Source organism: Sphingopyxis yananensis (assembly GCF_020687785.1).
In the GTDB taxonomy this organism is placed as follows: Bacteria; Pseudomonadota; Alphaproteobacteria; order Sphingomonadales; family Sphingomonadaceae; genus Sphingopyxis; species Sphingopyxis yananensis.
Map to the genome: position 1 here is coordinate 273,387 of NZ_JAJEWI010000010.1, position 23,500 is coordinate 296,886.

Below are 23,500 nucleotides of genomic sequence, written 5' to 3' on the forward strand. Positions count from 1 at the left end.
ACGGCGAGATTGGTTGGCGCGAGCAAAGGACGGCCGTTAGAAACCCAGATTGCGTAGCGCGACACGGAAAGAAAAGCCATTCCCGCGCTTGGCGTCACCGGAGTTAATATATTCGCGCCGCCATGTGACAGCAATCGACAAGCAATCGTCATCATAAGCCAGCCCAAGCCGATGGCGAATCGGTTCAAACCCATCGAATGTACTGGTGGGATCTTCGCGCGTGCTGGTTAAGTCGATAATGGCGGACCCAAAGATCGACCAATTATTCGCAAAGGCCACACGTCCACCAGCCCGCAATTCTTCGCGATTCTGCAAATCTTCGCCCAGCAAAGTGATGTCGCGATTAAGACGGGCATAGCCAATGGTGGCATAGGTATCGCGCGTGCCGACGGTGGCGTCCAATTCATTGCGGCGCATGGACAGATTGTCTTTGTCCAGCCGGAAACGGTGGGTCAGGCGAAGGAAATCCCGATAGGCAACGGTGGTGCGGCCAATAATATCCGATGTACGGTCCGTGAGGCCAGTGCCCTCTGGAAATAGACCATCTTTGTTGCTCAGGCGATAGCTTTGGCCAAGGGACGAGCTGATCGCAAAACCGGGCCGTGTGAAATTCCATTCCACACCATAGGTCACGCGTGCGCCGTCTTCGATCCGATCATATCCGTTGAATCGATTGATCGCGAACAGATTATTATCCTCGAGGTCAAAGGCGCGGGCATCTTCGTTCGGGATGTCTACATTCTTAATGTCGGGCGTGGCGACGACCTGAATACGCGGGGTCAGCGTTTGGGTGCCGCCAAAAATTTGGCCCACAAACGGCCAGCGCACATCGGCGGCCACAGCCGCAATTCCGCGTCCTTGGAAGCCCGACTTGCCGCGATAGGGCAGGACGGGCGTTAGTTCATTTTGGCTGGTGTGGTAAATGTCGCCGCGCACCAAACCGGTCAGCGTGATTTCTTGGCCCATGCCAGACAGGCCGCGCCAGTCCCAACGGGCACCGGCAAAGGCGCGCTGGGTATCTTGGCCGCTGGTGCGAAGGAGGGACAGGGTATTTAACTGTAATTCGACCTGTCCGCCCATGACCGGCGTGTCGAGACGGTGGCGGTAATCGATGAGCGGCAGGGCGATAGGTTGCTGGCCTTGGCTGTCATTGCGCCGCAGGGTTTGGGTGGCCCAGCCCGCAATGGACAAATAGCTGTTATCGCCAATGCGTTCCAAATTGAAGGTTGACCGCATACGGTCATCGCGGCTGATATCATAGCGGCGCATGAAGGTACGGTCGGTGGCGATGCGACCGGAATAAGACAGGCTCCAGCGTGGGCTGAATTGAAAACGGCCCGCGCTTTCCAAATAGCCACGAAAGCGCTTTTTCGACACCGCCGTATTGGGGTCGTTGTTCAAGGGGACCAGCGACCCATAAGTGGCATAGCCTTGGATGCGGAACGAACCAATGTCCGTTAGGGCGCGCCCTTCGGCCGCCAGCATGGGCGCGGCGTTGGTATAAATATGGGGCGTCAGCGTGACGTCGCGGTCGGACGACAGGCGCAGATAATAAGGGACCGCAATTTCCAAACCATTGGTGCGGTCGATGCGGATTTCGGGAACCAAAATACCGCTGCCCGCATCATTGGTTCCCAAATGGCTGAGGCCCGGTAATGGGATGAGCGGCAGGCCGAATAATTCTAGTCGCGCACCATGATAGCGGACTTTGTTGGTCTGTTTGTCATAGGTCACGCGCACCGCGCGAATTTGCCAACTGGGGTTTTTGGGGCACCCGTCGGGGTTGGTCACGGAACATGGGCTGTAGGCCGCATTTTCCAATTCCATATTGCCATTATCAAAGCGGCGGCCCTTGTTGGCCGCCATGCGAGCGCCATTTTCCAGCACAACCAGCATATTGTCGACCACGCCTTCGCGCAGCGTGTCCGTCAGTTCGAAGCGTTCGCCATAGGCCATGTCCCCTTCGGGATTGCGCAGCGCAACATTGCCTTCGGCGACGACCAATCCAGTTTTGCGGTTCCATGTCACACGGTCGGCGCGCATCCGAGTCGCCTCGCGGTTCATTTCTACGCGGCCTTCGGCGGTCACAATTTCGGTGTCGGTGTCGTAGAATAAATTATCAGCCGCAAAGCCGATTTGCTCATCGCCTTCGGGGGCGGTGTCGGCATTGGCATTCGCAGCGGAATTTGGCGTCGGGGCATCACCCAAAATCGGCGGAGAAAAGGTCAGCGGTCGGGCAATGGGGTCCAGATCAGGGCGCGGCGATGGCGGTGTGCTGGGCGAATCATCCGATGTGGTGGCAGGGGGGGGAGCCGAATTTTGGGCGGCCGCCGATGTGGCCGTCAGCGCCATGATGCTGGCGCTGACCCACCAAAAACTGCCGTTGATGACAGTCTTGCGGTTCAAGCTGTTGGCCATAGGAAATCGGTGCCCGTTCGTCATATATGCTTTCCGATCATCATGATCGATTGCTTTGTTTTGCAACTCAATGCCGAAACCCCTATCTGTCCAGCACGTTGCAATCAATCTTCGCATAAGAAAGTAGTGTTATGGACATCCAATTTGTCACCCAAATCGACGTGTCCGCCGATGTGGTCATTTATCCCATACGCAAGGCTGGCATTGGTGTTGCTGGCGCAGCGCAGGCCCAATTGCTGGCGGCAACCGCGCAGCAAGCGCGATTTGACGCGGCGGCTGGGGCTGTTGCCGAAACCACTGTGCTAAACGCCGGCAAAGCCCAGCGTTTGGTCTTGTTGGGGCTTGGCGAGGGCAGTGAGCATGATTTTGAACGGGCTGGCGCAGCGGTCACCGCGCGTTTTCAGACCAGCGGTGTGACCCGCGTTGACGTGGACTTTTCGGATCCGGGCACGATTTCGTCCGCTGATGTCATATCCTTTGCCATTGGGGCCAAGCTGCGCAACTGGCGCTTGGACGATTATCGCACCCGCTTGACCGACAAGCAAAAGCCCAGCTTGAACCAGATTGTGATCGGGGCGTCGGTTGGCGACGTCGCGGGCGCATGGGCCGAAGCCGAAGCGATTGCAGAGGGTGTGGCGCTGACCCAGCGTTTGGTCGCCGAACCACCAAATATCCTATATCCCGAAAGCTTTGTGGACCAGTGCCGCCATCTGGAATCGCTGGGCGTGACTTTGACCGTGCTGGACGAAGCCGACATGACCAAGCTGGGCATGGGCGCCTTGTTGGGCGTCGCCCAAGGTTCGGTCCGCAAGCCGCGCTTGTTGGCGCTGCATTGGAACGGCGGGCAAGCTGGTGAAGCGCCCGTGGCCTTTGTTGGCAAGGGCGTGACCTTTGATACTGGCGGTATCAGCCTGAAACCTGGACCAGGCATGGACATGATGAAATGGGACATGGGCGGCGCAGGCGCGGTCGTGGGTGCCATGAAGGCGCTGGCTGGCCGCAAAGCCAAGGCGAATGTCATCGGCGTCGTTGGTCTGGTAGAAAATATGCCAGACGGCAATGCCCAGCGCCCCGGCGATATTGTGACCACCATGTCGGGTCAAACCGTCGAAGTACTGAACACCGATGCCGAGGGCCGCTTGGTCTTGTGCGATGTGCTGACTTGGGTGCAAGAAACCCACAAGCCCAAGGCCATTGTTGATCTGGCCACCCTGACCGGTGCGATGGTGATCTCGCTGGGTCATGAATTTGGCGGTATGTTCGCCAATGACGACAAGCTGGCTGCTGATTTGTTGGCCGCAGGCGACAATAGCGGCGACAAGCTGTGGCGTTTCCCCTTGTCGCCAGCCTATGACAAGCTGATCGACAGCACGATCGCCGATATGAAAAATATCGGCCCGCGCGAAGCTGGTTCGATCACGGCGGCACAATTTCTGAAGCGTTATATTCAAGACGGCGTGGCATGGGCGCATTTGGATATTGCGGGCATGGCGTGGATCGACAAGGATGGCCGCACCTATGCCAAGGGTGCGACCGGATATGGCGTGCGCTTGCTGGACCGTTATATCGCCGCCAACCACGAAGCTTGATCCTGACGAAGCGGCCTTGCGCAACAGCAAGGCCGCCCAGACAGAATAAGCGAGGCTGAACAAGAAAGGCGACCATGGGCCGCGTTGATTTTTACCGCGTGGGCCGTGATCCGGTGCAAAAATTGCTGTCTGCTGTGGCCGCGAAATTGCTGGATCAGGGCGAGCGATTGTTGATTGTGGCGGCGTCCGCCATGCAGAGACAGGAAATTGACGCAGGGCTATGGTCGCACCAGCCCAGCAGCTTTTTGCCCCATGGGCCAGTGGGCAGCGACTATGCCGCCCATGAACCCATTTTAATCTCAGGCGAATTTTTGAATATCGCCCCCAATTCAGCCCGCAACATTGCCTTGGCCGATGGGGTGTGGCACGATGGCGCCCTTGATTTTCAGCGCATATTCCTGTTGTTTGATGACAGCCGTATCCAAGAAGCGCGCCAGACGTGGAAAATATTAAAAAACGTCGACGGGGTGGAGCGGCATTTTTGGCAACAAGACGACCAAGGTCGCTGGTCGGAAGCTGGCTAGTCGAACAGGCTAGGGTCGGACCATGTTCGTTCACCCATGCCATGGCTAGACAAGGGGGACGATATGCGATTGACGGCGATATGGGCACCAGTGGGTGCAGCATTGGCTTTATTTACCCTGACGGCTTGCGGGTCCTCGTCGGAAAAGGAGGTTGCGAGCGGGACCGTTACCGACAGTGAAACGGGTGAGAAAACGCAATATCAAGTCACTCGGAAAGATGATGGGTCCGGTGGCACTCTGCGCATTGAAGGCAAAAATGGGGACATCCTGTTCGGCGCGGGCGCGGATGCGGCCCAAATGCCCAAAGGCTTTACCCTCTATCCCGGGTCGAAAATTACGGGCGGCATGAACACACGCGGCGGTGACGGGCAGCATGTTGTGGCCCAATTTGAAGTTTCAGCCCCGCTTTCCAAGGTGGTGGAACATTTGGAAGGGCAAATGCAAGCCCATGGCATGACCATTACGACCAAGGCCAATCAAGGCGGTACCCAGATGGTGATTGCGGAAAGTGAAGAGGGGCCCATTAACAATATTTTGGTGACCGCAACCGAGGATGGCGGCAAGACCAGCGGGTCCTTTACCTATACGCAAAAATAGCGCGGCCTCGATCAGAATGGAAAATCTGACAGTGAGAGCAGGTGATTGCGCGTCTTTTCTTGCGGAAAAGCCAAAGCCTCGTTAGAGGCGCGCCCAACGCAATCCCGATTTCAGGAGTCATTTCCATGGCGGCTACCCGCACTTTTTCGATCATTAAGCCTGATGCAACCCGTCGCAACCTGACCGGTGCTGTCACCGCCAAGCTGGAAGGCGCTGGTCTGCGCGTTGTGGCGTCGAAGCGCATCCAAATGACCCGCGAACAAGCCGAAGGCTTTTATGCTGTTCACAAAGAACGCCCTTTCTTCGGTGAACTGGTGGAATTCATGATCTCCGGCCCTGTGGTTGTGCAGGTTTTGGAAGGCGAAAACGCCGTAAAGGCCAACCGCGACATCATGGGCGCCACCAACCCTGCTGATGCAGCCGAAGGCACCATCCGCAAGGAATTCGCCGAAAGCATCGAAGCAAATTCGGTTCATGGCAGCGACAGCGAAGAAAATGCAGCGATCGAAATCGCCTATTTCTTCAAGCCAGAAGAAATTGTTGGCTAATCTTTCGGCAACGAAAGACCAACAAAAAGGGCCGTCGGAGCAATCCGGCGGCCTTTTTCTTGTCCGTTCAATTTGGGGAATTCATCCGCGTTGGTCGTGGATGAATTTTGCGCTTCAGCCGCGTTGGTCGCGGATGAACTTTGATAAAGTCGCGGGATAAAGTTGATGTTCAGCGAACAACACGCGGCCCGCAAGGCTGGCGGCATTGTCGTCTGGCAAAATCGCAACCGGCGTTTGGGCCAGCACAGGGCCGTCGTCCAATTCCGCTGTCACCATATGGATGCTACAACCGCCATGGCTGTCGCCCGCATCAATGGCGCGTTGGTGGGTGTCCAGCCCCTTATATTTCGGCAACAGGCTGGGATGGATGTTCAGCATCCGTCCTTCCCAGCCGCGCACAAAGGCTTCGGACAAGATGCGCATATAGCCTGCCAGCGCGACATATTCTGCGCCGCTTGCCCGCAATTGGGCATCCACCAAGGCGTCAAATTCGTCGCGGCTCATGCCCTTGTGGCTGTGCGACCATGTTGGGATGCCCTCGGCGGCGGCTAATTTCAGGCCAGCTGCGTCGGGCTTGTTCGACCCCACCAATATAATATCATAGGGACAATCGGCGGCTTTGGCGGCGTAAAGCAACGCCGCCATATTGGTGCCGCTGCCCGATATCAGCACAGCGACTTTGGCCCGATTTTCCCCTTCCACTGGCTGATCAGCCATTGTGGGTTGCGGACCAATCGCTGCGGGCGCTCCATGTTTCGCTGCTGCCGGTCACGGTGCAGCCCTTGGTACCGGCTGCGATATGACCAATGCGGTGCACGGTTTCGCCAGCGGTTTCGAGGGCGGCGGTGATGTCCGCTACATCGGCCGCGGCCACGACAACGGCCATGCCAACGCCGCAGTTAAAGGTGCGGGCCATTTCTTCCGGTTCAATATTGCCCTGTGCTTGCAAGAACGCCATCAGACGCGGCTGTTGCCACGCATCAGCATTCACATGGGCATGCAAATTGTCCGGCAAAATGCGCGGGATATTTTCCAGCAAGCCGCCGCCCGTGATATGCGCGAGGGCATGGATTTTACCGCTCTTTACCAGCGGCAGCAGGCTCTTCACATAAATGCGGGTCGGTGCCATCAGCGCGTCGATCAAGATGGTTTCTTGGTCGAACAGGGCAGGGCGGTTGAGCTTCCAGCCTTTGTCGGCAGCCAAGCGGCGCACTAGTGAAAAACCGTTGGAATGAACGCCCGACGAGGCCAGACCCAAAATCACGTCGCCTTCGGCCAGCTTGTCAGCGGTCAGCACTTCATTTCGTTCGACTGCGCCAACGCAGAAGCCCGCCAAGTCATAATCATCATCGCTATACATGCCAGGCATTTCAGCGGTTTCGCCGCCGATCAAGGCGCAGCCCGCTTGTTTGCAGCCTTCTGCAATGCCCGCCACAACGGCAGTGGCGGTGTCGATGTCCAATTTGCCAGTGGCGTAATAATCCAAGAAGAACAGGGGTTCTGCGCCCTGCACAATCAAATCATTCACGCACATCGCGACCAAGTCGATGCCAACGCCGTCATGTTTGCCCGAATCAATGGCCAATTTCAATTTGGTGCCAACGCCGTCATTGGCGGCCACCAACAAAGGATCGTTAAAGCCAGCGGCTTTCAGATCGAAAAAGCCCCCAAATCCGCCAAGGTCGGCATTCGCACCCGCGCGCCGTGTCGAACGGGCGAGGGGTGCGATGGCACGAACCAGCGCATTTCCGGCGTCAATCGACACACCGGCTTGGGCATAAGTATAAGAGGCGGGCTGATCTTGCTTTGGTTCCATGCAGGCGCGCCTAACCCCTCTGTTCGAAAAATGCCACGATTTCCTTGTCCACGGCCACGCTTTTGGGCACAGGATAGGGACGTTATGATTTTATCTGCATCTTCGCCCGCGCGCCATAGCCCTTCTTCGCTGCCGATCCGCCGCCTGTTGTCGCGGCAGAAATGGCGGATAAGCGCGCTTTGCGCCGTGGCGGGGGCTTTGTTTCTGGCCAATGTGGTGGATGGGCAAATTGCACGGGGCAATCGTGGAATCACGCCGATCAATAGCAGCGCCGATTTCATGGCAGGTGGAATTAGCGTCAATGTGACGGGCAAAGACCCCGATGATGCGCGCTCCAATGGCTGGAGAGAGGCGCAGCGCAAGGGGTGGGAACAGCTTTATCAACGGTTGAACGGCACCGCCGCGCCCAAATTGGCCGATTCGGTGCTGGACGGCATTGTGACCGCCATTGTCGTGGAACAGGAACAAATTGGTGCCCGCCGCTATGTGGCCAAGCTGGGCGTGCAGTTTGACCGTGTGCGCGCCGGCCAGATTTTGGGCGTCAGCGGCCGGATGCTGCGGTCGCCGCCGATGCTGGTGATCCCTGTTTATTCCATCGACGGCATGCAACAGGTGTTTGAACAGCGCAGCCCATGGCAAAAAGCATGGGCGGAATATCATACCGGCCAAAGTGCGATTGATTATGTGCGCACGGCGGGCACTGGCAGCGATACTTTGCTGCTGAACGCGGGGCAGACCGGCCGCCGCAGCCGCACATGGTGGCGGGTGATTTTGGACCAATATGGCGCGGCGGACGTGCTGATGCCGATGGCGCGGGTGGAATATAGCTATCCCGGCGGGCCGATTAAGGGATATTTTGCAGCGCGCTTTGGCCCCGATAACCGCTTGTTGGAAAGCTTTACCATGACAGGCAGCAGCCCCGCTGCGTTGCCCGAGATGATGGAAAAGGCTGCTACGCGGATTGACGGCATTTTTACCAAGGCTTTAGCCGCGGGCCAGCTTCGCACTGATGCCTATTTGGTCTTGGAAAAGCCGGTTGAGGTTGCCGAACTGCCCGATATTGCGGATGGCGCCGAGGATAGCGTCCTGTCCACCGATACCGCTGCCACACCGCCGCCCACCACCAGCGCGCCGGTGCAAAGCTTTAGCGTGCAATATGTTTCGCCGGACGTGGATTCGGTGACCGCCACCGAACGAGCCGTGGCGGGCGTGGCGGGCGTACAGTCGGCGACGACCAGCAGCTTGGCGCTGGGCGGAACATCGGTGATGCGCGTTTCTTATCGCGGGGATATGGCGGGACTGAAAGTGGCTTTGTCGGCGCGTGGTTTCACGGTGCAAGAGGGTGGCGGGCAACTGCGGATCAGCCGCCGATGAGCCAATCCATCGCCGGCCAAATCGCGCTGCCATTGGACTGGAGCGCGGGCGGCCAGAATGATGGGCCCTTCCTTGTCGGGCCTAGCAACGAAGATGCTGTGCGCTATTTGCATCATGTGTCGAGTTGGATTGTGCCAGCGGCCATATTGGTGGGGCCTGCGGGGTCGGGGCGCACGGCGATGGGCCGTATGTTTTCCCGCGAAACCGGTGGCCGCGTCATTGATGGCCCGCACAGCGTGTCTGAAGAAGATTTATTTCATGCGTGGAACCACGCACAATCCAGCAAAACGCCTTTGCTGATTATCGCCGCCACCCCGCCGTCCCAATGGGGCGTGCGCTTGCCAGATTTGGAATCGCGCCTGAACGCGGTGCCCGTGCTGCGGATTGGGGAGCCAGATGAAATGTTGGCCCGCGATTTGATCGAGGCTTTGTTTGCTCAGCGTGGTATGGTTCTCTCGCCCGAGATATCATCCTATATCGTTCCGCGCATGGAACGGACATATGAGATGGTGCACAAAATTGTTCAGGCGTTGGACGCGGCCAGTTTGGAACAAAGCCGCCGATTGGGTATTCGTCTTACGCGTGAAACATTAGTGTCACAGGGGTTAATCGTTCCCGACCTTTTGGAGCGACAGGAAGCCGCTTTATGCCGATAAGTGATAACCCGCTGATCCCCAAACCCAAGATGGATTTGGCCAACAGCTATACGCCCGACATGGGGCCAGAGCGTTTTTTTAACCGTGAACTAAGTTGGCTGGCGTTTAACCGCCGCGTGATGGAAGAAGCGCGCAACGAAGCGCATCCTTTGTTGGAACGGCTGCGCTTTTTATCGATCAGCGGCAGCAATTTGGACGAATTTTTCATGGTCCGCGTTGCGGGGCTGAAGGCCCAGCAATTGGAAGGGATTGAAACCTGCTCGGCTGATGGGCGCTCGCCAAGCCAGCAATTGGCCGAGATTGAAAGCGAAGTGAACCGCCTGCTGCAAGAGCAACAGGCCGAATGGCAAAAGCTGCGGGTTTTGCTGACGGAACAAGATATATTGGTCTATGATCAAGCGTCGGCCAAAGAAAAGCTGCACGCCAGCATGTGGCAATATTTTCAGGACCAAATTTTCCCGATTTTGACGCCGCAAGTCTTGGACCCCGCCCATCCATTTCCCTTCATCCCCAATGGCGGGCTGGGGGTTGTGTTCGATCTGAAACGCCTGAGCAGCGGTGAGACGGTCCGCCAGTTGGTGCTGCTGCCGCCAGCCTTACCGCGCTTTGTGAAGGTTCCGGGGGCTGGGAACGGCAGCGGAAGCGCAAGCGTGCTTGTGTCGATGGAGCATTTCATTGAGGCTTTTGCGGATCGGCTTTTCCCTGGTTTTGAAATTCGCTCCCATGGGGTGTTTCGCATCATTCGTGACAGCGACATCGAATTGGAAGAAGAAGCGGAAGACTTGGTCCGTTTCTTTAAAACCGCCTTGCGCCGCCGCCGCCGTGGGCGGGTGATTTTGCTAGAGGTCGAGGCCGATATCGCGCCGGAGCTGGAAGAATTGCTTCATCAAGATATACAAGGCCATGAAGCGATGATCGCCAAGGTGGACGGTTTCATCGGCCTTAGCGACTTGTCAGTATTGGTGGATGTAGACCGGCCGGATTTGAAATTTCCGGCCTATACGGCGCGATTTCCCGAACGCATTCGAGAACATGGCGGGGATTGTTTTGCCGCGATCAGCAGCAAAGACATTGTGGTTCACCACCCCTATGAAAGCTTTGACGTCGTTATTTCCTTTTTGCGCCAAGCGGCGGCGGATCCGGACGTGGTGGCGATTAAGCAAACGCTTTATCGTGCGGGCAATCAGTCGCCAGTCATTCGGGCGTTGATCGAAGCGGCAGAGGCTGGAAAGTCCGTCACGGCTGTGGTGGAATTAAAAGCTCGCTTTGACGAAGAACAAAATCTGTTGTGGGCCAACCAGTTGGAACGCGCAGGTGTACAGGTCGTCTATGGGTTTATCGAATGGAAAACCCATGCGAAAATTTCGATGGTCGTCCGCAAAGAAGGAGCGCGTTACCGCACCTATTGCCACTTTGGCACGGGCAATTACCACCCGATCACCGCCCGCGTTTATACCGACTTGAGCTTCTTTACCGCGGATCCGCGCGCAGGCCGCGATGCGGCGCAATTGTTCAACTATATCACCGGATATATTGAGCCAGAGCGGATGGAGATGATCAAAATGTCGCCGCTGAACATGCGCGGCAGTTTGTTCGAATTGATCGATGCCGAAATTTTGGCCGCCAAAGAAGGGCGTGTTTCGGGCATTTGGGCCAAGATGAACAGCTTGGTCGACCCCGCGATCATCGACAAATTATATGAAGCCAGTGGCGCCGGCGTGCAGGTGGAGTTGGTGGTGCGCGGCATTTGCTGTCTGCGGCCCGGTGTGGAGGGATTGTCCGAAAATATCCGCGTGAAATCAGTGGTCGGGCGTTTCTTGGAGCATAGCCGGATTTGGGCCTTTGCCAATGGGGCGGCCATGCCGCATTCCAACACCAAATTGTTCATTTCCAGTGCCGATTGGATGCCGCGCAATTTCGACCGCCGCGTGGAATATATGATCCCGATCGAAAATCCGACGGTGCATGATCAGATTTTGGATCAAGTGTTGCTGGCCAATTTGATCGACAATCAGCAAAGCTGGATATTGCAGCCCGATGGCCGCTATGAGCGCATGAAATCGACGGATAAGCCATTTAATTTGCATCATTATTTTATGAATAATGCGTCTTTGTCGGGACGTGGGAACGCGCTGCATAAACGACATGACGTGCCGACATTGGCCTTTGTGCAAAGAAAGGCTGGGGAGGCCTGAGCCGATGGCTGGGCTAGCGCCAGAAAGTTACGTTTTGAAACAGAAACTTCACCGATCTGCGGTTATTGATATCGGGTCGAACTCGGTTCGTTTGGTGGTCTATGAGGGGCCGCCGCGCGCACCCGCCACCATTTTTAACGAGAAAATCCCTGCGGGATTGGGGCGCGGATTGGCCAGTGATGGTCTGATTGCCCCAGACGATGCCCAGCGCGGTTTGCGCGCCTTGCGGCGCTATGCTTTGTTGGCGCGCCAGATGGGCGTCAAAGATTTGCAATGCGTGGCCACGGCGGCGGTGCGGGATGCCAGCAACGGTCCAGAATTTATGCAGCGCGCTGCTGATGCTGGGTTGGACCTGCGATTATTGTCGGGTCAAGAAGAAGCCGAAGCATCGGCCTATGGCGTAATTGCCGCCATTCCCGATGCCTGCGGTATCGCGGTCGACCTTGGTGGGGGCAGCTTAGAACTGGCAGAGATTAACAATGGCCGCGTGGGCCGCCGTGCCAGTTTTCCGTTGGGTGTTTTGCGCCTGCCGCAAATGCGCGACAAGGGGCCGCCGCATTTTGAACGGTCTGTTCGCCGAATGTTACGGGCAGAAGGGTGGCCCGGTGATCTGAAGGGGGCGCATCTTTATTTGGTGGGGGGATCTTGGCGTGCTTTGTCCCGTCTGGATTTGGAACTGACCAAAAAACCGCTGGCCGTGCTGGACCAGCATCATTTGCATCGCAGCGCCTTGGGTCGGTTGCTACGGGCGGCCAAGCGCATGTCGGTCGAAGAATTGCAGGCCATTCCAGGCATGGCGAGCAACCGCGCCGCATCCATTGGGGATGCCGCTGCTTTATTGTCCGCTTTGGTGCATATTATTGACACGCAAGATATGACGGTGTCGTCATCGGGTCTGCGTGAAGGCCTCTTATATCTGGCACTGGATGAAAGAACCCGCGCGCAAGACCCGCTCATTGAAGCCGCGCAATTTGAAGGACGACGGCTGTCGCGATTTTCCATGCATGGCCGGACCTTGGCCAACTGGATTGCACCGCTATTTCTAGAAGATGACCCTGCCGACGCGCGCATCCGATTGGCGGCTTGTTTGCTGAGTGATGTGGCATGGTCGGCCAACCCTGATTTTCGGTCCGAACGTGGGGCAGAAATTGGCCTGCATGGCAATTGGCGCGGCATTGATAGCCGTGGCCGCGTGATGTTGGCGCGGGCGCTTCATGCGGGCTTTGGCGGCGCGGACGCCGAATTTCCTGCAATGGGCGATTTGGTCACGAACGATGAATTGACACAGGCCAAACGCTGGGGCTTGGCGATCCGCTTGGGTCAGCGCCTGTCTGGCGGTCTGGAACAACCTTTGCTGGCATCGGCGCTGCGGCTGGCCGACGGGCAGATCGTATTGGAACTGTCACATGGTTGGCATGATCTGGCGGGGGAAGCCGTGGACCGCCGATTAAAGACGGTTGCTCAAGCCTTTGGTGTAAAATGGAAAGTTCAGGACATGCCAGCCTGACAGAGTATCGGCGGAAAAATGGGATGTTTGTTCATCCACAATTTTCCGCCATTTTAATGGGGTGCCGGTTTCAATGGCCGGACCGGCTCCATTCTTGTTGCTTAGGGTATTGGGCTTAGGATGAGGAGTTTAGGCGGAGGGGGCCTCAATTTCGCTCATCACCAATTTGCCATCACGCACCGCAAAGCCGACACGGCCTTCGACCAGATCGAGCGCCGAGCGGCCAAAAACTTCGAAGCGCCAGCCTTTCATCAGGCTGATATCCTCGTCACGGCCAGCGGCCAGCGCTTCCAGATCATCGCTGCGGGCGATCAGGCGGGCTGCCGCATTTAATTCACGTGAGCGAATTTTTAACAGCAATTTCAGAAGGTCAGCAACCAAAGCGCCTTCTTTTCCAAGGCCCGGTCCGCGCGGTGAGCGGTCGGGCATCTCGTCTTTGGGCAGCAGCTTGGCGTTGGCAATGGCCGCCATCAACCGGCCGCCAATGTCATTGCCCTTCCATGTCGCGGACAGGCCGCGCACATTGCCCAGCGCATCTTGGCTTTTGGGTGGGTTGGCCGCCAGATCGGCCAAGGTTTCGTCCTTGACGATGCGGCCGCGTGGCAAATTCTTGCTGCGCGCTTCGTTTTCGCGCCAAGCCGCCAAGGCTTTTAAACGGCCCAAGGCGTCGGGTTTGCGTGATGGCGATTTGATGCGCAGCCATGCCCGATCGGGATCGGCGCGATAATGGTCAGGGTCGGCCAAACGCTCCATTTCCTCATCCAACCAATGCCCACGACCGGTTTTGACCAATTTGTCGAGCATCATCGGAAAGATTTTGGCCAAATGCGTCACGTCGCCAATGGCATAGTCAATCTGCCGCTTGTCGAGCGGACGGCGCGACCAGTCCGTGAAACGGGCGCCTTTGTCCAAGGTAATGCCCAGCCAAGCGTCGACCAAATTGGAATAGCCCACTTGCTCTGCCTGACCCAAGGCCATTTGACCGACCTGTGTGTCGAAAATGGGATGGGGGGTTTTCCCGGTCATATTGAAAATAATTTCAACATCTTGTCCGCCAGCGTGGAAAACTTTTAAAATATCTTCATTATTGACCAACAGGTCCAGCAGCGGAGAAAGGTCAATGCCCTTGGCCATCGGGTCTATGGCGGCGGCATGATTTTGATCGGCGATCTGGATCAGGCACAGTTCCGGCCAAAATGTATTTTCGCGCATGAATTCGGTGTCCACAGCGATAAAATCGCTGCCCGAAATAAGGGCGCAAAAGTCGGCCAGCGCCGCGCTGGAGTCGATTAACGGATGGATCTTCATGTCGCGCCTATACAGAAACAACATATAAAACGGGAAATAAATATTGAGGGGATGCCGCTTTTGGTTACTAAATATGCCGCGTGATTGGAACGATGCAGCCGTTTTGACAAGGAGGAGGCCGGCGTGGCTGATGTGCGTTCGCCCGATATCCACAGCGGCCTGATCATTTCAAAATGTGAAACGCCGCCGCGGATTTTTACACGGAAATATGGCCCAATGGGACTGGGCGGTGGGCACTCAGGCCTTGACAAATGGGGGTCAGGCCTGCCTTAGGCAGAGACTATATTTCGGTGCGCTTTTTCTGCGCCCATCCTGACATTGAAAGACGATCCCATGCACGCCTATCGCACCCACAATTGCGGCCAGCTTCGCGCAGCAGATGTTGGTCAGACCGTTCGCGTTTCCGGCTGGATTCACCGCAAGCGTGACCATGGCGGCCTGTTGTTTGTGGACCTTCGCGACCATTATGGCCTGACCCAAATCGTTGCTGACAGCAGCGATCCCGCTTTTGCGGTTCTGGACGGCTTGCGCAGCGAAAGCGTTGTCACCGTGGATGGCGATGTGGTTGCCCGTTCGGCGGAAACGGTCAACGCCAACCTGCCGACCGGCGAAATCGAAGTGCGCGCCCGCACTGTGACGGTTCAATCGGCGGCGTCCGAATTGCCGCTGCCCGTGGCTGGTGAACAAGAATATCCCGAAGATATTCGCTTGAAATACCGCTTCCTCGATCTGCGCCGCGAACGGCTGCACAAGAATATCTTGCTGCGTTCGAATGTGATCGCCAGCTTGCGTAACCGCATGGTCGGCCAAGGCTTTACCGAATATCAAACACCGATTTTGACCGCTTCGTCGCCAGAAGGCGCGCGCGATTATCTGGTGCCCAGCCGTGTTCACCCCGGCAAATTTTATGCGCTGCCACAGGCTCCGCAAATGTTTAAGCAATTGCTGATGGTGGCCGGTTTCGACCGTTATTTCCAAATCGCGCCTTGCTTCCGCGACGAAGACGCCCGCGCTGACCGTTCGCCCGGCGAATTTTACCAGCTCGATTTCGAAATGAGCTTTGTAACACAAGAAGATGTGTTCCAAGCCATTGAGCCTGTGCTGGCCGGTGTGTTCGAAGAATTTTCAAACGGCAAGTCGGTGACGCCAGCAGGCCAGTTTAAGCGCATTCCGTACCGCGAATCGATGCTGAAATATGGCAATGACAAGCCGGATTTGCGCAACCCCATCATCATTTCCGACGTGTCTTCGCACTTTGTCGGTTCGGGCTTTGGCCGTTTTGCCGACATTGTTGCTGCGGGCGATGTGGTGCGTGCTATCCCCGCGCCGAACACCAATGACAAGAGCCGCAAATTCTTTGATGATATGAATGTTTGGGCACAGGGCGAAGGCTTTGCTGGTCTGGGTTATGCGACACGCAAGGGCGGCGAATGGGGCGGCCCGATTGCCAAAAACCATGGTCCTGACAAGATGGACGCATTGGCCAATGAATTGGGCCTTGGCCCAGATGATGGCATTTTCTTTGCCGCCGCCAAGGAAGCTGTCGCCACCAAGCTGGCAGGTTTGGCCCGCACCCGCGTGGGCGAGCAATTGGAACTGATCGACGCCAACAAGTTTGAACTGTGCTGGATTGTCGACTTCCCGATGTTTGAAGCCGACGAAGACACGGGCAAGATTGATTTCAGCCACAACCCATTTTCGATGCCGCAAGGCGAGTTGGAAGCGCTGGAAACCAAGGATCCCTTGGATATTTTGGCTTGGCAATATGACATCGTCTGCAACGGCGTTGAACTGTCGTCGGGTGCCATTCGTAACCATCGTCCGGACATCATGTACAAGGCGTTTGAAATCGCTGGTTACAGCCAAGCCGACGTGGATGCCAACTTCAGCGGCATGATCAATGCGTTCAAATTTGGCGCGCCGCCGCATGGTGGTTCGGCCCCCGGTGTGGACCGCATCGTGATGTTGCTGGCAGATGAGCCGAATATTCGCGAAGTTGTGGTGTTCCCAATGAACCAAAAGGCGGAAGATTTGATGATGGGTGCTCCCGCCCCCGTATCGGATAAGCAACTGAAAGAGCTGAGCATCCGCATTGTTGACGGCCCCAAGGGATAAGAGGGACGATATGAACCAAGACCCCACGTCGCATCGGTTACAGTCGCCATCAGGCGAAATATGCTGGTTTGAATGGGGTCAAAGGGGGGAGGGGCCGACGCTCCTCCTGCTTCATGCGACGGGATTTCATGCGCGTGTGTGGGATCAGGTGGTCGCATATTTGCCCGACAATTTTCATGTGGTGGCTGTCGATCAGTTGGGCCATGGGCGCAGCCACAAACCCGCCACGATGGCCGATTGGACCGCCAATTGCCGTGCTTTATTGCCTTTGGTTGATCATTTAACTAGCGAAGCTGGCGGTGCGCCGTTGGTGGGATGTGGGCATAGCATGGGCGGATATGTGCTGGCTTTGCTGGCCGCCGAACGACAGCAAGCCTTTCGGCATATTTTGGTGATTGATCCTGTGATTTTGGATCCGGCCCATTATACGGGTGCTGATCATATTGTGCCGGACCCAGCTGATCATCCGGTGTCCAAGCGCCGCAACCGTTGGGAAAGTGCCGAGCAAATGCGGGCGCATTTCAGCCAGCGCAAACCCTATGCGACATGGCAAAACGAAGTGCTGGCGGATTATTGCCAATATGGATTATTACCCGCCGAAGATGGGGATGGCTATGTGTTGGCATGTCCGCCGCTGCTTGAGGCATCCATGTACCAAAATGCGCCGCGCAACAGCCCCTATGCGGCGGCGGATCAGATTAGGTCGGACGTAACCGTCATTCGCGCGAAAATGGGGCAAAGGAATGGGGAGATGGACTTTTCATCCAGCCCAACATGGCCGCAGGCCGCCGCGCATTTAAACCATGGCCGTGATGTATATTGGCCAGAATATAGCCATTTTATCCCGATGGAAGCGCCCAAGAAAGTTGCGGACATGCTCCAAGCCATTGCCGCATCGGCGGTCTCCGCCGCGTCATAGCGTCTTGCTCAGGACCGACTGTTGATCGCTGGGCAATCTGTGCCATAGTCGGTTGCCATGGCGGGAGATTGAGCATGAAATGGAAACCCGATGAATATGAAATCGGGGCAAAATATGCTGGCGATTATAACGCAGATTTGGCAGCGTTGCAGGACCGCTTAAAGCGTGTGCAGGCCGCGCATATCACGCACAATCAACGCAGTATGATCGTCTTTGAGGGATGGGATGCCGCAGGAAAGGGCGGCATTATCAGTCGCATGGCATCACCGCTTGATCCGCGCTATTTTCAGGTGTGGCCTATATCCGCGCCGACGGATTTGGAAAAAGCGCATCATTTCTTGTGGCGCTTTTGGACGCGATTGCCCGCGCGGCGCGAAATCGCGATTTTTGACCGCAGTTGGTACGGCCGTGTGTTGGTGGAACGGGTGGAAGGCTTTGCCACCAAAGCCCAATGGACCAAAGCCTATGATGAAATTAACGACTTTGAAGCGCAATTGATTGCCGATGGCGCGCATATGGTCAAAATCTTTGTCCATGTAACGCAGGATGAACAAGATCGTCGCTATGCCGACCGGTTGAGCGACCCGTGGAAGCGGTGGAAAACCGGGGTGGAGGATTATCGCAATCGGTCCCAGCGGGACGCTTATTTGGCCGCCTATCAGACGATGTTTGACAAAAATGATACGCCCGCTGCCCCTTGGAAGGTGGTGGATGGGAATAATAAAAAAGCCGCACGTATCGCCGCCCTGACCCATGTGGTGGAACGATTGGAACAAGCGGTGCCAATGACCCCGCCAGCATTGGACCCCGATGTGGCCGATTTGGCGCATAAAGCATTTGGTTACTCGCCCCCACGCTAGTATTTTTTCGCAGCCTTGCTACATGTTGCGCATGACCCGTGCCCGCAGAAAAGATGATTGGGGATTTCCCCGTTGGCGTTCCTATGGCAGTTCGCGTGAAGCGCAGCAGGTGAAGCTGTGCGACCGTTATGGCTGTGCAGAGGTGGGCCATTGTCCGGCACCAAAATCCCCCAACAGTCCGGAACGCTGGTATTTTTGCGAAGGCCATGCCGCCGAATATAATCGCGGCTGGGATTATTTTGCTGGGTTGGACAAGGAAGACGCAGCGCGCCGCGCAGCGGAGGAAGAGCTAGGCACACGGGCCTATGCCAAAGCCCAGCATTATAGCTGGGGCGGTTCGGGGGACGGCAGCCGCAGCGCCGATGAAATGCGGGCCCTAGAGGTGCTGGATCTGGACCCTGATGCCGATATAGAGGCCGCGAAAAAGGCTTGGCGCAACTTGGCCAAAGAATGCCACCCTGATGTGAAGCCCAATGACGCGGAGGCCGCGAAACGCTTTGCGGCGGGTCAAGCGGCGTTTGAGATTTTGAAACAAGCCGAAAATCGTCGGACTTGGAAGCCCGCTTAATTTCTGGTTGCGCCCCTCTGCGCTGAGGGCCGTGCTAGGGAGGACGGCACTATTTGCAGGAATAATTCCATCGCTGCTGCCCATGGAAGGGCAGCGACTATTTCCACGAACAGCCTTAGCGATAGACGCAGGCGTCATATCCGCCGCGCGCCACGGTGCCAATGCGGGCGCGGATGGTGTTGCCATAGCGGCGGGTAAAGCCCGATGGTGACACAGCTTCGCGCTTTTTGGGCAGTGGCAAAATGGCGGCGATGCGGGCGGCTTCGGCGGGGGATAATTGCGCGGCGCTTTTGTTGAAATAACGCTGTGCGCCCGCTTCGACGCCATAGGTGCCAAGGCCGGTTTCCGCGACGTTCAAATATACCTCCATAATCCGGCGCTTGCCCCAGATTTTTTCAATCAGGAAGGTGAAGTAAAATTCGGGGACTTTTCGCAAATAGCGAGTCCAGCCACTGCCTTGCCATAAAAAGACATTTTTGGCGGTTTGCTGGCTGATTGTTGACCCGCCGCGCAATTTTCCGCCATCCAAATTCCGGCGTAGTGCGACGCTGATGGCATCACCGTCAAAGCCATTGTGCGAGCAAAATTTGCCATCTTCGGCGGCGATGGCTGCGCGGACCATATTGCGGTCAATATTCCCCAACCGTGTCCAGTCTTTGGTAAATCCATTGCGGTCCATCAACATGGTCGCGGTGACTGGTGGGGGCACGAATTTCAGCGCCGCGACCCACAACAAGGACAGCAAAAAGGCATAGATGATCCAACGAATGGGCCGCCAAAGCCAATGGCCGGACGATTTGCTCCGTGGCTTTTTTGTTTTTTGGGGGCGAGCAGCGGATTTTGCAGATTTTGCCATGAATAGCCAAGCGATGGAACGACGGTGGGGAGAACGAAAACGGCGCAGAGAAACAACTGAGGCTAGGAGGATATTGGGCCTTGTGACAGGCCCAATGACCTTAGTTTTCGTCGGAAGGCGGCGGGGTCGACGTAGGCGGTGCCATGGTGGGCGGCGCTGTGGGGGTCGCTGGGCTGGCATCCGCTGTACGGCCGGCCTCCGCGTCTTGGCGGGCGACCACAAAGCCCATGGCGGCAGAGATGATGAGCGCCAATATGCAGGCCCAAAAGCCGATTTCATATTGCACATGCAGCATGGTGGACCCTGCGCGGGCCAAGGGGTCGATATGATCGGGGTCGATGGCGGTGTGCATATTGCCGACGCTATAGCGTGTCATGCCCAGTCCCGTGAACGCCAAGGCCAGCACCGATGTGGCCACCACCAACAGACCGGATTTGGCGGGTTTGCGGAACAGAACGACCAAGCCAGCGATAATCAGCAGCATGGCGACCATCAGCAGGGGGTTGATGGGCGGCGATTTTTCCATCTGGCCAGCGATTTGGGTGGCAATATCCAATTTGCCGAAGGCCAGCCCAATGCCGCTGGCCTTGGCCAAAGGTTGGCCAGAGCAACTGACGGTCAGCCATGGCATGAAAAAGGCCAATAGAGCGATGCCCTTGGGAATGCGTATCCATGCTAACATAATAAACCCCGCAGCTATGTCGTTGCGGGGTTAGGGATAGTCTATTTTATCGTATGATTAAACCATCTTGTGCAGTCTTATGACGCCGCGCGCGCCCCGCCTTGATACCGCGGTGACGCCCAGGGATGGGGCGTCACATGCGCTGCCTATCCGCGCCGTGACCAGCCCATGCTGGTCCGATGCGGTTTAATTGCTGATCAGGCGCCGCTCGCTGGCGATATCCAGCATCGCTTTTTGCAATTTTTCAAAAGCGCGCACTTCGATTTGGCGGACGCGTTCACGGCTGACATCATAGACTTGGCTCAGGTCTTCGAGGGTCATCGGGTTGTCAGTCAGGCGGCGTTCCGTCAAAATATGGCGTTCGCGCTCGTTCAGCGTGTCCAGCGCCTCGTTCAACAAGGCATGGCGCATGTCGCGTTCCTCGGCCTCGGCGACGCGTTCGTCCTGTAACGGGCCTTCGTCGCCCAACAGGTCTTGCCATTGGCTGTCGCCGTCTTCGCCCATGGGGACGTTCAACGATGTGTCGCCGCCCATCGCCATACGGCGGTTCATACTGACCACTTCATCCTCGGTCACGCCAAGGTCCGTGGCGATTTTGGCCACATGTTCGGGCGTCAGGTCGCCGTCTTCAAAGGCTTCCAGATTATTTTTCATCCGGCGCAGGTTGAAGAATAATTTTTTCTGGGCGGCGGTGGTGCCCATTTTCACGAGGCTCCACGAACGCAGGATAAATTCTTGGATCGAGGCCCTGATCCACCACATGGCATAGGTGGCGAGTCGAAAGCCCCGTTCTGGATCAAATTTCTTGACGCCTTGCATCAGGCCGATGTTGCCTTCGCTGATCAATTCGCTGACCGGCAAGCCATATCCGCGATAACCCATGGCGATTTTGGCCACCAAGCGCAGGTGCGACGTCACCAATTGCGCGGCGGCTTCATTGTCGCCATGTTCTTGAAAACGCTTGGCCAACATATATTCCTGCTCGGGCGTGAGCAGGGGGAACTTACGGATTTCAGCCAGATAGCGGTTCAGGCTGGCTTCACCGCCCAATGCAGGAACCGTTGCCGGAACATTGCTAACATTTGCCATCGAACTTCGTCTTCCCTCTGTCATAAAAACATCATAATTTCTGGCCTGTCGGGCGGTGGGATTAGGGCCCCAATATGCCCATTTTCAGCCAGATTTATACGCGTAATGCCGCTATCAGTTCCCGCATGTCCTGTGGTGTTTCACTGTCTAGCGAAATATGGATACCCGTTACAGGATGAACAAAACCCAAATGGGCGGCATGAAGCGCCTGTCGTTCAAAATTTAACCGTTTCAAAATGTCGGACATGGGCTTGCGCGTGCGACCATAAAAAGGGTCGCCCAGCAGGCTGTGGCCAATATGCGCCATATGCACGCGTACCTGATGGGTGCGGCCCGTTTCCAATTTGCATTGAATGACGGTCGCCCCCTTCAACGGTTCAATGGTAGTATAATGGGTGATGGCATGCTTCCCGCGTCCTTCCTCGACCACCGCCATTTTCTTGCGGTTGGTGGTCGAACGGGCTAGCGCGGCATTCACGCTGCCATTGGCGGGCATGGGGCGACCACTGGCCACCGCCAGATAGCGGCGATCAATGCTGTGCAGGGCGAATTGCTTGGCCAGACCTTCGTGCGCGCGGTCATGTTTTGCGGCGACGATCAATCCGCTGGTGTCTTTGTCGATGCGGTGAACAATGCCGGGGCGCGCCACGCCGCCAATGCCCGACAATTGCCCCGCGCAATGATGCAGCAACGCGTTGACCATTGTGCCGTCCAAATTGCCCGCAGCGGGGTGGACCACCATGCCGGCTGGTTTGTCGACGACGATCAGATGCTCATCTTCATAGGCGATGACGAGCCCCAAATCTTGCGCTTCATTATGCGCCGCAGCGGGCAGGGGGACACGCAAGGTTAAATAGGCAGAGGCGTCGGCTTTGCTGGCTGGATCCCATAGAACCCGCCCTGATTTGGCCGTCACACGTCCGGCTTTGATGAAATTCTTAACCCGTTCGCGCGAGAATTGGGGCAATGCCTCGGTCAAAGCACGGTCCAGCCGCAGACCAGCGGCCGCAGCGTCCAAGGTGATGGAAATGGTTTCTTCGGCCCCCGTCATATCTTTCCATTTGGAGCCATATGCTGAAATTTCAAGGTGAAAGGCTGATTTTATGCGCTTTAATTCATGGGGGGTGCTTGCTCTGCCCCGTGGTGATGGCGTAACGATGGCCTAGTTTACGACATCGCTTTTCTTTTCATCTTTTTGTGAACCTGCGGGAGCCCCAATTTCCATGAGCGACAATCGCGTCGAATTTGCATCTGTCTTGGCGTCCCGTCTGTGTCACGACTTGCTGAGCCCCGTTGGCGCCTTTGCCAATGGACTGGAATTGTTGGGTGATGAGCAAGACGCGGACATGCGCGCGCGTTGTGTGGAATTGCTGGAACAAAGTGCCAAGGCGTCTGCATCGAAATTGAAATTCTTTCGCTTGGCCTTTGGCTCGGCGGGCGGCTTTCGCGACAAAGTGCCAGCGCCCGAGATTTTGTCGGCCATCAACGGCATTATTGGCGACCGTCCCACCACGGTGAATTGGCTGGTGGCCAGCGATGATGTGCCGAAACCGGCCGCAAAGCTGTTGCTGAATTTGGCGCTGATCTTGACCGACGCCTTGGTACGCGGCGGCGAATTGGCGATTGGTTATGAACAGCAAGCCGACGGCATGGTGGAAATTGTGCTGCATGCACAGGCTGACCGCATCTTGTTGGACAAGGATGTCGAGGCGATTTTGGTTGGCGGCGAGGGGGCAGCAGATACCACGTCGCGCACCATCACGGCGGTGTTGGTGCAGGCCATAGCCGCCCAGCATGACGGCCAAGTGATGTTGGCCCGCGAAGCCAGCAATAGCTTGATTGTCGGGGCCGTTTTGCGCCCCTGATCGGGTGTTGTTGA

Annotated in this window: 20 protein-coding genes and 1 pseudogene; 13 read left to right on the forward strand and 8 right to left on the reverse strand. The window is 56.7% G+C overall.

Annotation, left to right across the window (positions count from 1 at the left end):
- Positions 1 to 36: 36 nt before the first annotated feature.
- Positions 37 to 2,442, reverse strand: a complete 2,406-nt coding sequence (locus LKO31_RS12805) for an LPS-assembly protein LptD (protein ID WP_227690950.1) — start codon at positions 2,440 to 2,442, stop codon at positions 37 to 39.
- Positions 2,443 to 2,549: 107 nt separating this feature from the next.
- Between LKO31_RS12805 and LKO31_RS12810 the strand changes: the two genes are divergently transcribed.
- The 4 genes from LKO31_RS12810 (at position 2,550) to ndk (ending at position 5,676) form a co-directional block, all read left to right on the forward strand.
- Positions 2,550 to 4,007 (forward strand): leucyl aminopeptidase, encoded by a 1,458-nt coding sequence (locus LKO31_RS12810; protein ID WP_227690951.1) that lies wholly within the window; start codon positions 2,550 to 2,552, stop codon positions 4,005 to 4,007.
- A 74-nt stretch (positions 4,008 to 4,081) separates the two neighbouring features.
- The gene (locus LKO31_RS12815; protein ID WP_227690952.1) at positions 4,082 to 4,531 is read left to right on the forward strand and encodes a DNA polymerase III subunit chi; all 450 of its coding nucleotides are present in this window, start codon (positions 4,082 to 4,084) and stop codon (positions 4,529 to 4,531) included.
- 63 nt (positions 4,532 to 4,594) lie between these two features.
- Positions 4,595 to 5,128: a hypothetical protein gene (locus LKO31_RS12820; protein ID WP_227690953.1), complete on the forward strand. Its 534-nt coding sequence runs from the start codon at positions 4,595 to 4,597 to the stop codon at positions 5,126 to 5,128.
- 125 nt (positions 5,129 to 5,253) lie between these two features.
- The gene (gene ndk, locus LKO31_RS12825) at positions 5,254 to 5,676 is read left to right on the forward strand and encodes a nucleoside-diphosphate kinase (RefSeq protein WP_227690954.1); all 423 of its coding nucleotides are present in this window, start codon (positions 5,254 to 5,256) and stop codon (positions 5,674 to 5,676) included.
- Positions 5,677 to 5,796: 120 nt separating this feature from the next.
- Here the strand turns inward: ndk and purN are convergent.
- A pseudogene (purN, locus tag LKO31_RS12830) lies at positions 5,797 to 6,393 on the reverse strand (phosphoribosylglycinamide formyltransferase); the annotation flags it as partial.
- The gene (gene purM / locus LKO31_RS12835; protein WP_227690955.1) at positions 6,386 to 7,492 is read right to left on the reverse strand and encodes a phosphoribosylformylglycinamidine cyclo-ligase; all 1,107 of its coding nucleotides are present in this window, start codon (positions 7,490 to 7,492) and stop codon (positions 6,386 to 6,388) included. The pseudogene purN and the gene purM, both read right to left, overlap by 8 nt.
- An 87-nt stretch (positions 7,493 to 7,579) precedes the next feature.
- Between purM and LKO31_RS12840 the strand changes: the two genes are divergently transcribed.
- Genes LKO31_RS12840 through LKO31_RS12855 form a run of 4 tightly spaced genes read left to right on the forward strand, consistent with a single transcriptional unit; the run spans position 7,580 to position 13,224 of the window.
- Entirely contained in the window at positions 7,580 to 8,866 is a 1,287-nt protein-coding gene (locus LKO31_RS12840) for a heavy-metal-associated domain-containing protein (RefSeq protein WP_407699288.1), read from the forward strand.
- Entirely contained in the window at positions 8,863 to 9,522 is a 660-nt protein-coding gene (locus tag LKO31_RS12845) for an HdaA/DnaA family protein (protein WP_227690957.1), read from the forward strand. Before LKO31_RS12840 ends, LKO31_RS12845 begins: the two co-directional genes overlap by 4 nt.
- A gap of 29 nt (positions 9,523 to 9,551) precedes the next feature.
- A complete protein-coding gene (locus LKO31_RS12850; RefSeq protein ID WP_227691247.1) occupies positions 9,552 to 11,717 on the forward strand; it encodes an RNA degradosome polyphosphate kinase in 2,166 nt (721 codons plus the stop codon).
- A gap of 34 nt (positions 11,718 to 11,751) precedes the next feature.
- Complete coding sequence (locus tag LKO31_RS12855; RefSeq protein ID WP_227690958.1) at positions 11,752 to 13,224, forward strand: Ppx/GppA family phosphatase; 1,473 nt, start codon at positions 11,752 to 11,754, stop codon at positions 13,222 to 13,224.
- Between the two features lie 129 nt (positions 13,225 to 13,353).
- Here the strand turns inward: LKO31_RS12855 and rnd are convergent, their stop codons facing one another.
- The gene (gene rnd, locus LKO31_RS12860; protein ID WP_227690959.1) at positions 13,354 to 14,532 is read right to left on the reverse strand and encodes a ribonuclease D; all 1,179 of its coding nucleotides are present in this window, start codon (positions 14,530 to 14,532) and stop codon (positions 13,354 to 13,356) included.
- A gap of 333 nt (positions 14,533 to 14,865) precedes the next feature.
- Between rnd and aspS the strand changes: the two genes are divergently transcribed.
- The 4 genes from aspS to LKO31_RS12880 all read left to right on the forward strand — a co-directional run bounded on the left by aspS (position 14,866) and on the right by LKO31_RS12880 (position 18,994).
- Positions 14,866 to 16,647, forward strand: a complete 1,782-nt coding sequence (gene aspS / locus LKO31_RS12865; protein ID WP_227690960.1) for an aspartate--tRNA ligase — start codon at positions 14,866 to 14,868, stop codon at positions 16,645 to 16,647.
- A gap of 10 nt (positions 16,648 to 16,657) precedes the next feature.
- Positions 16,658 to 17,566, forward strand: a complete 909-nt coding sequence (locus LKO31_RS12870; RefSeq protein ID WP_227690961.1) for an alpha/beta hydrolase — start codon at positions 16,658 to 16,660, stop codon at positions 17,564 to 17,566.
- Between the two features lie 74 nt (positions 17,567 to 17,640).
- Entirely contained in the window at positions 17,641 to 18,426 is a 786-nt protein-coding gene (locus LKO31_RS12875) for a polyphosphate kinase 2 family protein (protein ID WP_227690962.1), read from the forward strand.
- Between the two features lie 31 nt (positions 18,427 to 18,457).
- Positions 18,458 to 18,994, forward strand: coding sequence for a J domain-containing protein (locus LKO31_RS12880; protein WP_227690963.1), 537 nt, complete (start codon positions 18,458 to 18,460; stop codon positions 18,992 to 18,994).
- A gap of 115 nt (positions 18,995 to 19,109) precedes the next feature.
- On the opposite strand, the gene mtgA is transcribed toward LKO31_RS12880, so the two are convergent.
- From mtgA to LKO31_RS12900, 4 genes are all read right to left on the reverse strand, one after another.
- A complete protein-coding gene (gene mtgA, locus LKO31_RS12885; RefSeq protein WP_227690964.1) occupies positions 19,110 to 19,850 on the reverse strand; it encodes a monofunctional biosynthetic peptidoglycan transglycosylase in 741 nt (246 codons plus the stop codon).
- Between the two features lie 100 nt (positions 19,851 to 19,950).
- Positions 19,951 to 20,532 carry a hypothetical protein gene (locus LKO31_RS12890; protein WP_227690965.1) on the reverse strand — a complete coding sequence of 194 codons (582 nt, stop codon included), beginning with the start codon at positions 20,530 to 20,532 and terminating at the stop codon, positions 19,951 to 19,953.
- A gap of 186 nt (positions 20,533 to 20,718) precedes the next feature.
- Positions 20,719 to 21,621 (reverse strand): RNA polymerase sigma factor RpoH, encoded by a 903-nt coding sequence (gene rpoH, locus LKO31_RS12895; protein WP_227690966.1) that lies wholly within the window; start codon positions 21,619 to 21,621, stop codon positions 20,719 to 20,721.
- Between the two features lie 94 nt (positions 21,622 to 21,715).
- A complete protein-coding gene (locus tag LKO31_RS12900) occupies positions 21,716 to 22,672 on the reverse strand; it encodes an RluA family pseudouridine synthase (protein WP_227690967.1) in 957 nt (318 codons plus the stop codon).
- Between the two features lie 172 nt (positions 22,673 to 22,844).
- Here LKO31_RS12900 and LKO31_RS12905 point away from each other — a divergent pair, with 172 nt between their 5' ends.
- On the forward strand, positions 22,845 to 23,486 hold the full coding sequence (locus LKO31_RS12905) for a histidine phosphotransferase family protein (RefSeq protein ID WP_227690968.1): 642 nt from the start codon (positions 22,845 to 22,847) through the stop codon (positions 23,484 to 23,486).
- The last annotated feature ends 14 nt before the right edge of the window (positions 23,487 to 23,500 follow it).

Coding starts and splice junctions, on each gene's coding strand:
- LKO31_RS12900 (WP_227690967.1), bottom strand. CDS start 22,672: ATGACGGGGGCCGAAGAAACCATTTCCATCACCTTGGACGCTGCGGCC.
- LKO31_RS12870 (WP_227690961.1), top strand. CDS start 16,658: ATGAACCAAGACCCCACGTCGCATCGGTTACAGTCGCCATCAGGCGAA.
- LKO31_RS12815 (WP_227690952.1), top strand. CDS start 4,082: ATGGGCCGCGTTGATTTTTACCGCGTGGGCCGTGATCCGGTGCAAAAA.
- ndk (WP_227690954.1), top strand. CDS start 5,254: ATGGCGGCTACCCGCACTTTTTCGATCATTAAGCCTGATGCAACCCGT.
- purM (WP_227690955.1), bottom strand. CDS start 7,492: ATGGAACCAAAGCAAGATCAGCCCGCCTCTTATACTTATGCCCAAGCC.
- rpoH (WP_227690966.1), bottom strand. CDS start 21,621: ATGGCAAATGTTAGCAATGTTCCGGCAACGGTTCCTGCATTGGGCGGT.
- LKO31_RS12810 (WP_227690951.1), top strand. CDS start 2,550: ATGGACATCCAATTTGTCACCCAAATCGACGTGTCCGCCGATGTGGTC.
- LKO31_RS12905 (WP_227690968.1), top strand. CDS start 22,845: ATGAGCGACAATCGCGTCGAATTTGCATCTGTCTTGGCGTCCCGTCTG.
- LKO31_RS12845 (WP_227690957.1), top strand. CDS start 8,863: ATGAGCCAATCCATCGCCGGCCAAATCGCGCTGCCATTGGACTGGAGC.
- mtgA (WP_227690964.1), bottom strand. CDS start 19,850: ATGGCAAAATCTGCAAAATCCGCTGCTCGCCCCCAAAAAACAAAAAAG.
- aspS (WP_227690960.1), top strand. CDS start 14,866: ATGCACGCCTATCGCACCCACAATTGCGGCCAGCTTCGCGCAGCAGAT.
- LKO31_RS12805 (WP_227690950.1), bottom strand. CDS start 2,442: ATGACGAACGGGCACCGATTTCCTATGGCCAACAGCTTGAACCGCAAG.
- rnd (WP_227690959.1), bottom strand. CDS start 14,532: ATGAAGATCCATCCGTTAATCGACTCCAGCGCGGCGCTGGCCGACTTT.
- LKO31_RS12880 (WP_227690963.1), top strand. CDS start 18,458: ATGACCCGTGCCCGCAGAAAAGATGATTGGGGATTTCCCCGTTGGCGT.
- LKO31_RS12890 (WP_227690965.1), bottom strand. CDS start 20,532: ATGTTAGCATGGATACGCATTCCCAAGGGCATCGCTCTATTGGCCTTT.
- LKO31_RS12875 (WP_227690962.1), top strand. CDS start 17,641: ATGAAATGGAAACCCGATGAATATGAAATCGGGGCAAAATATGCTGGC.
- LKO31_RS12820 (WP_227690953.1), top strand. CDS start 4,595: ATGCGATTGACGGCGATATGGGCACCAGTGGGTGCAGCATTGGCTTTA.
- LKO31_RS12850 (WP_227691247.1), top strand. CDS start 9,552: ATGGATTTGGCCAACAGCTATACGCCCGACATGGGGCCAGAGCGTTTT.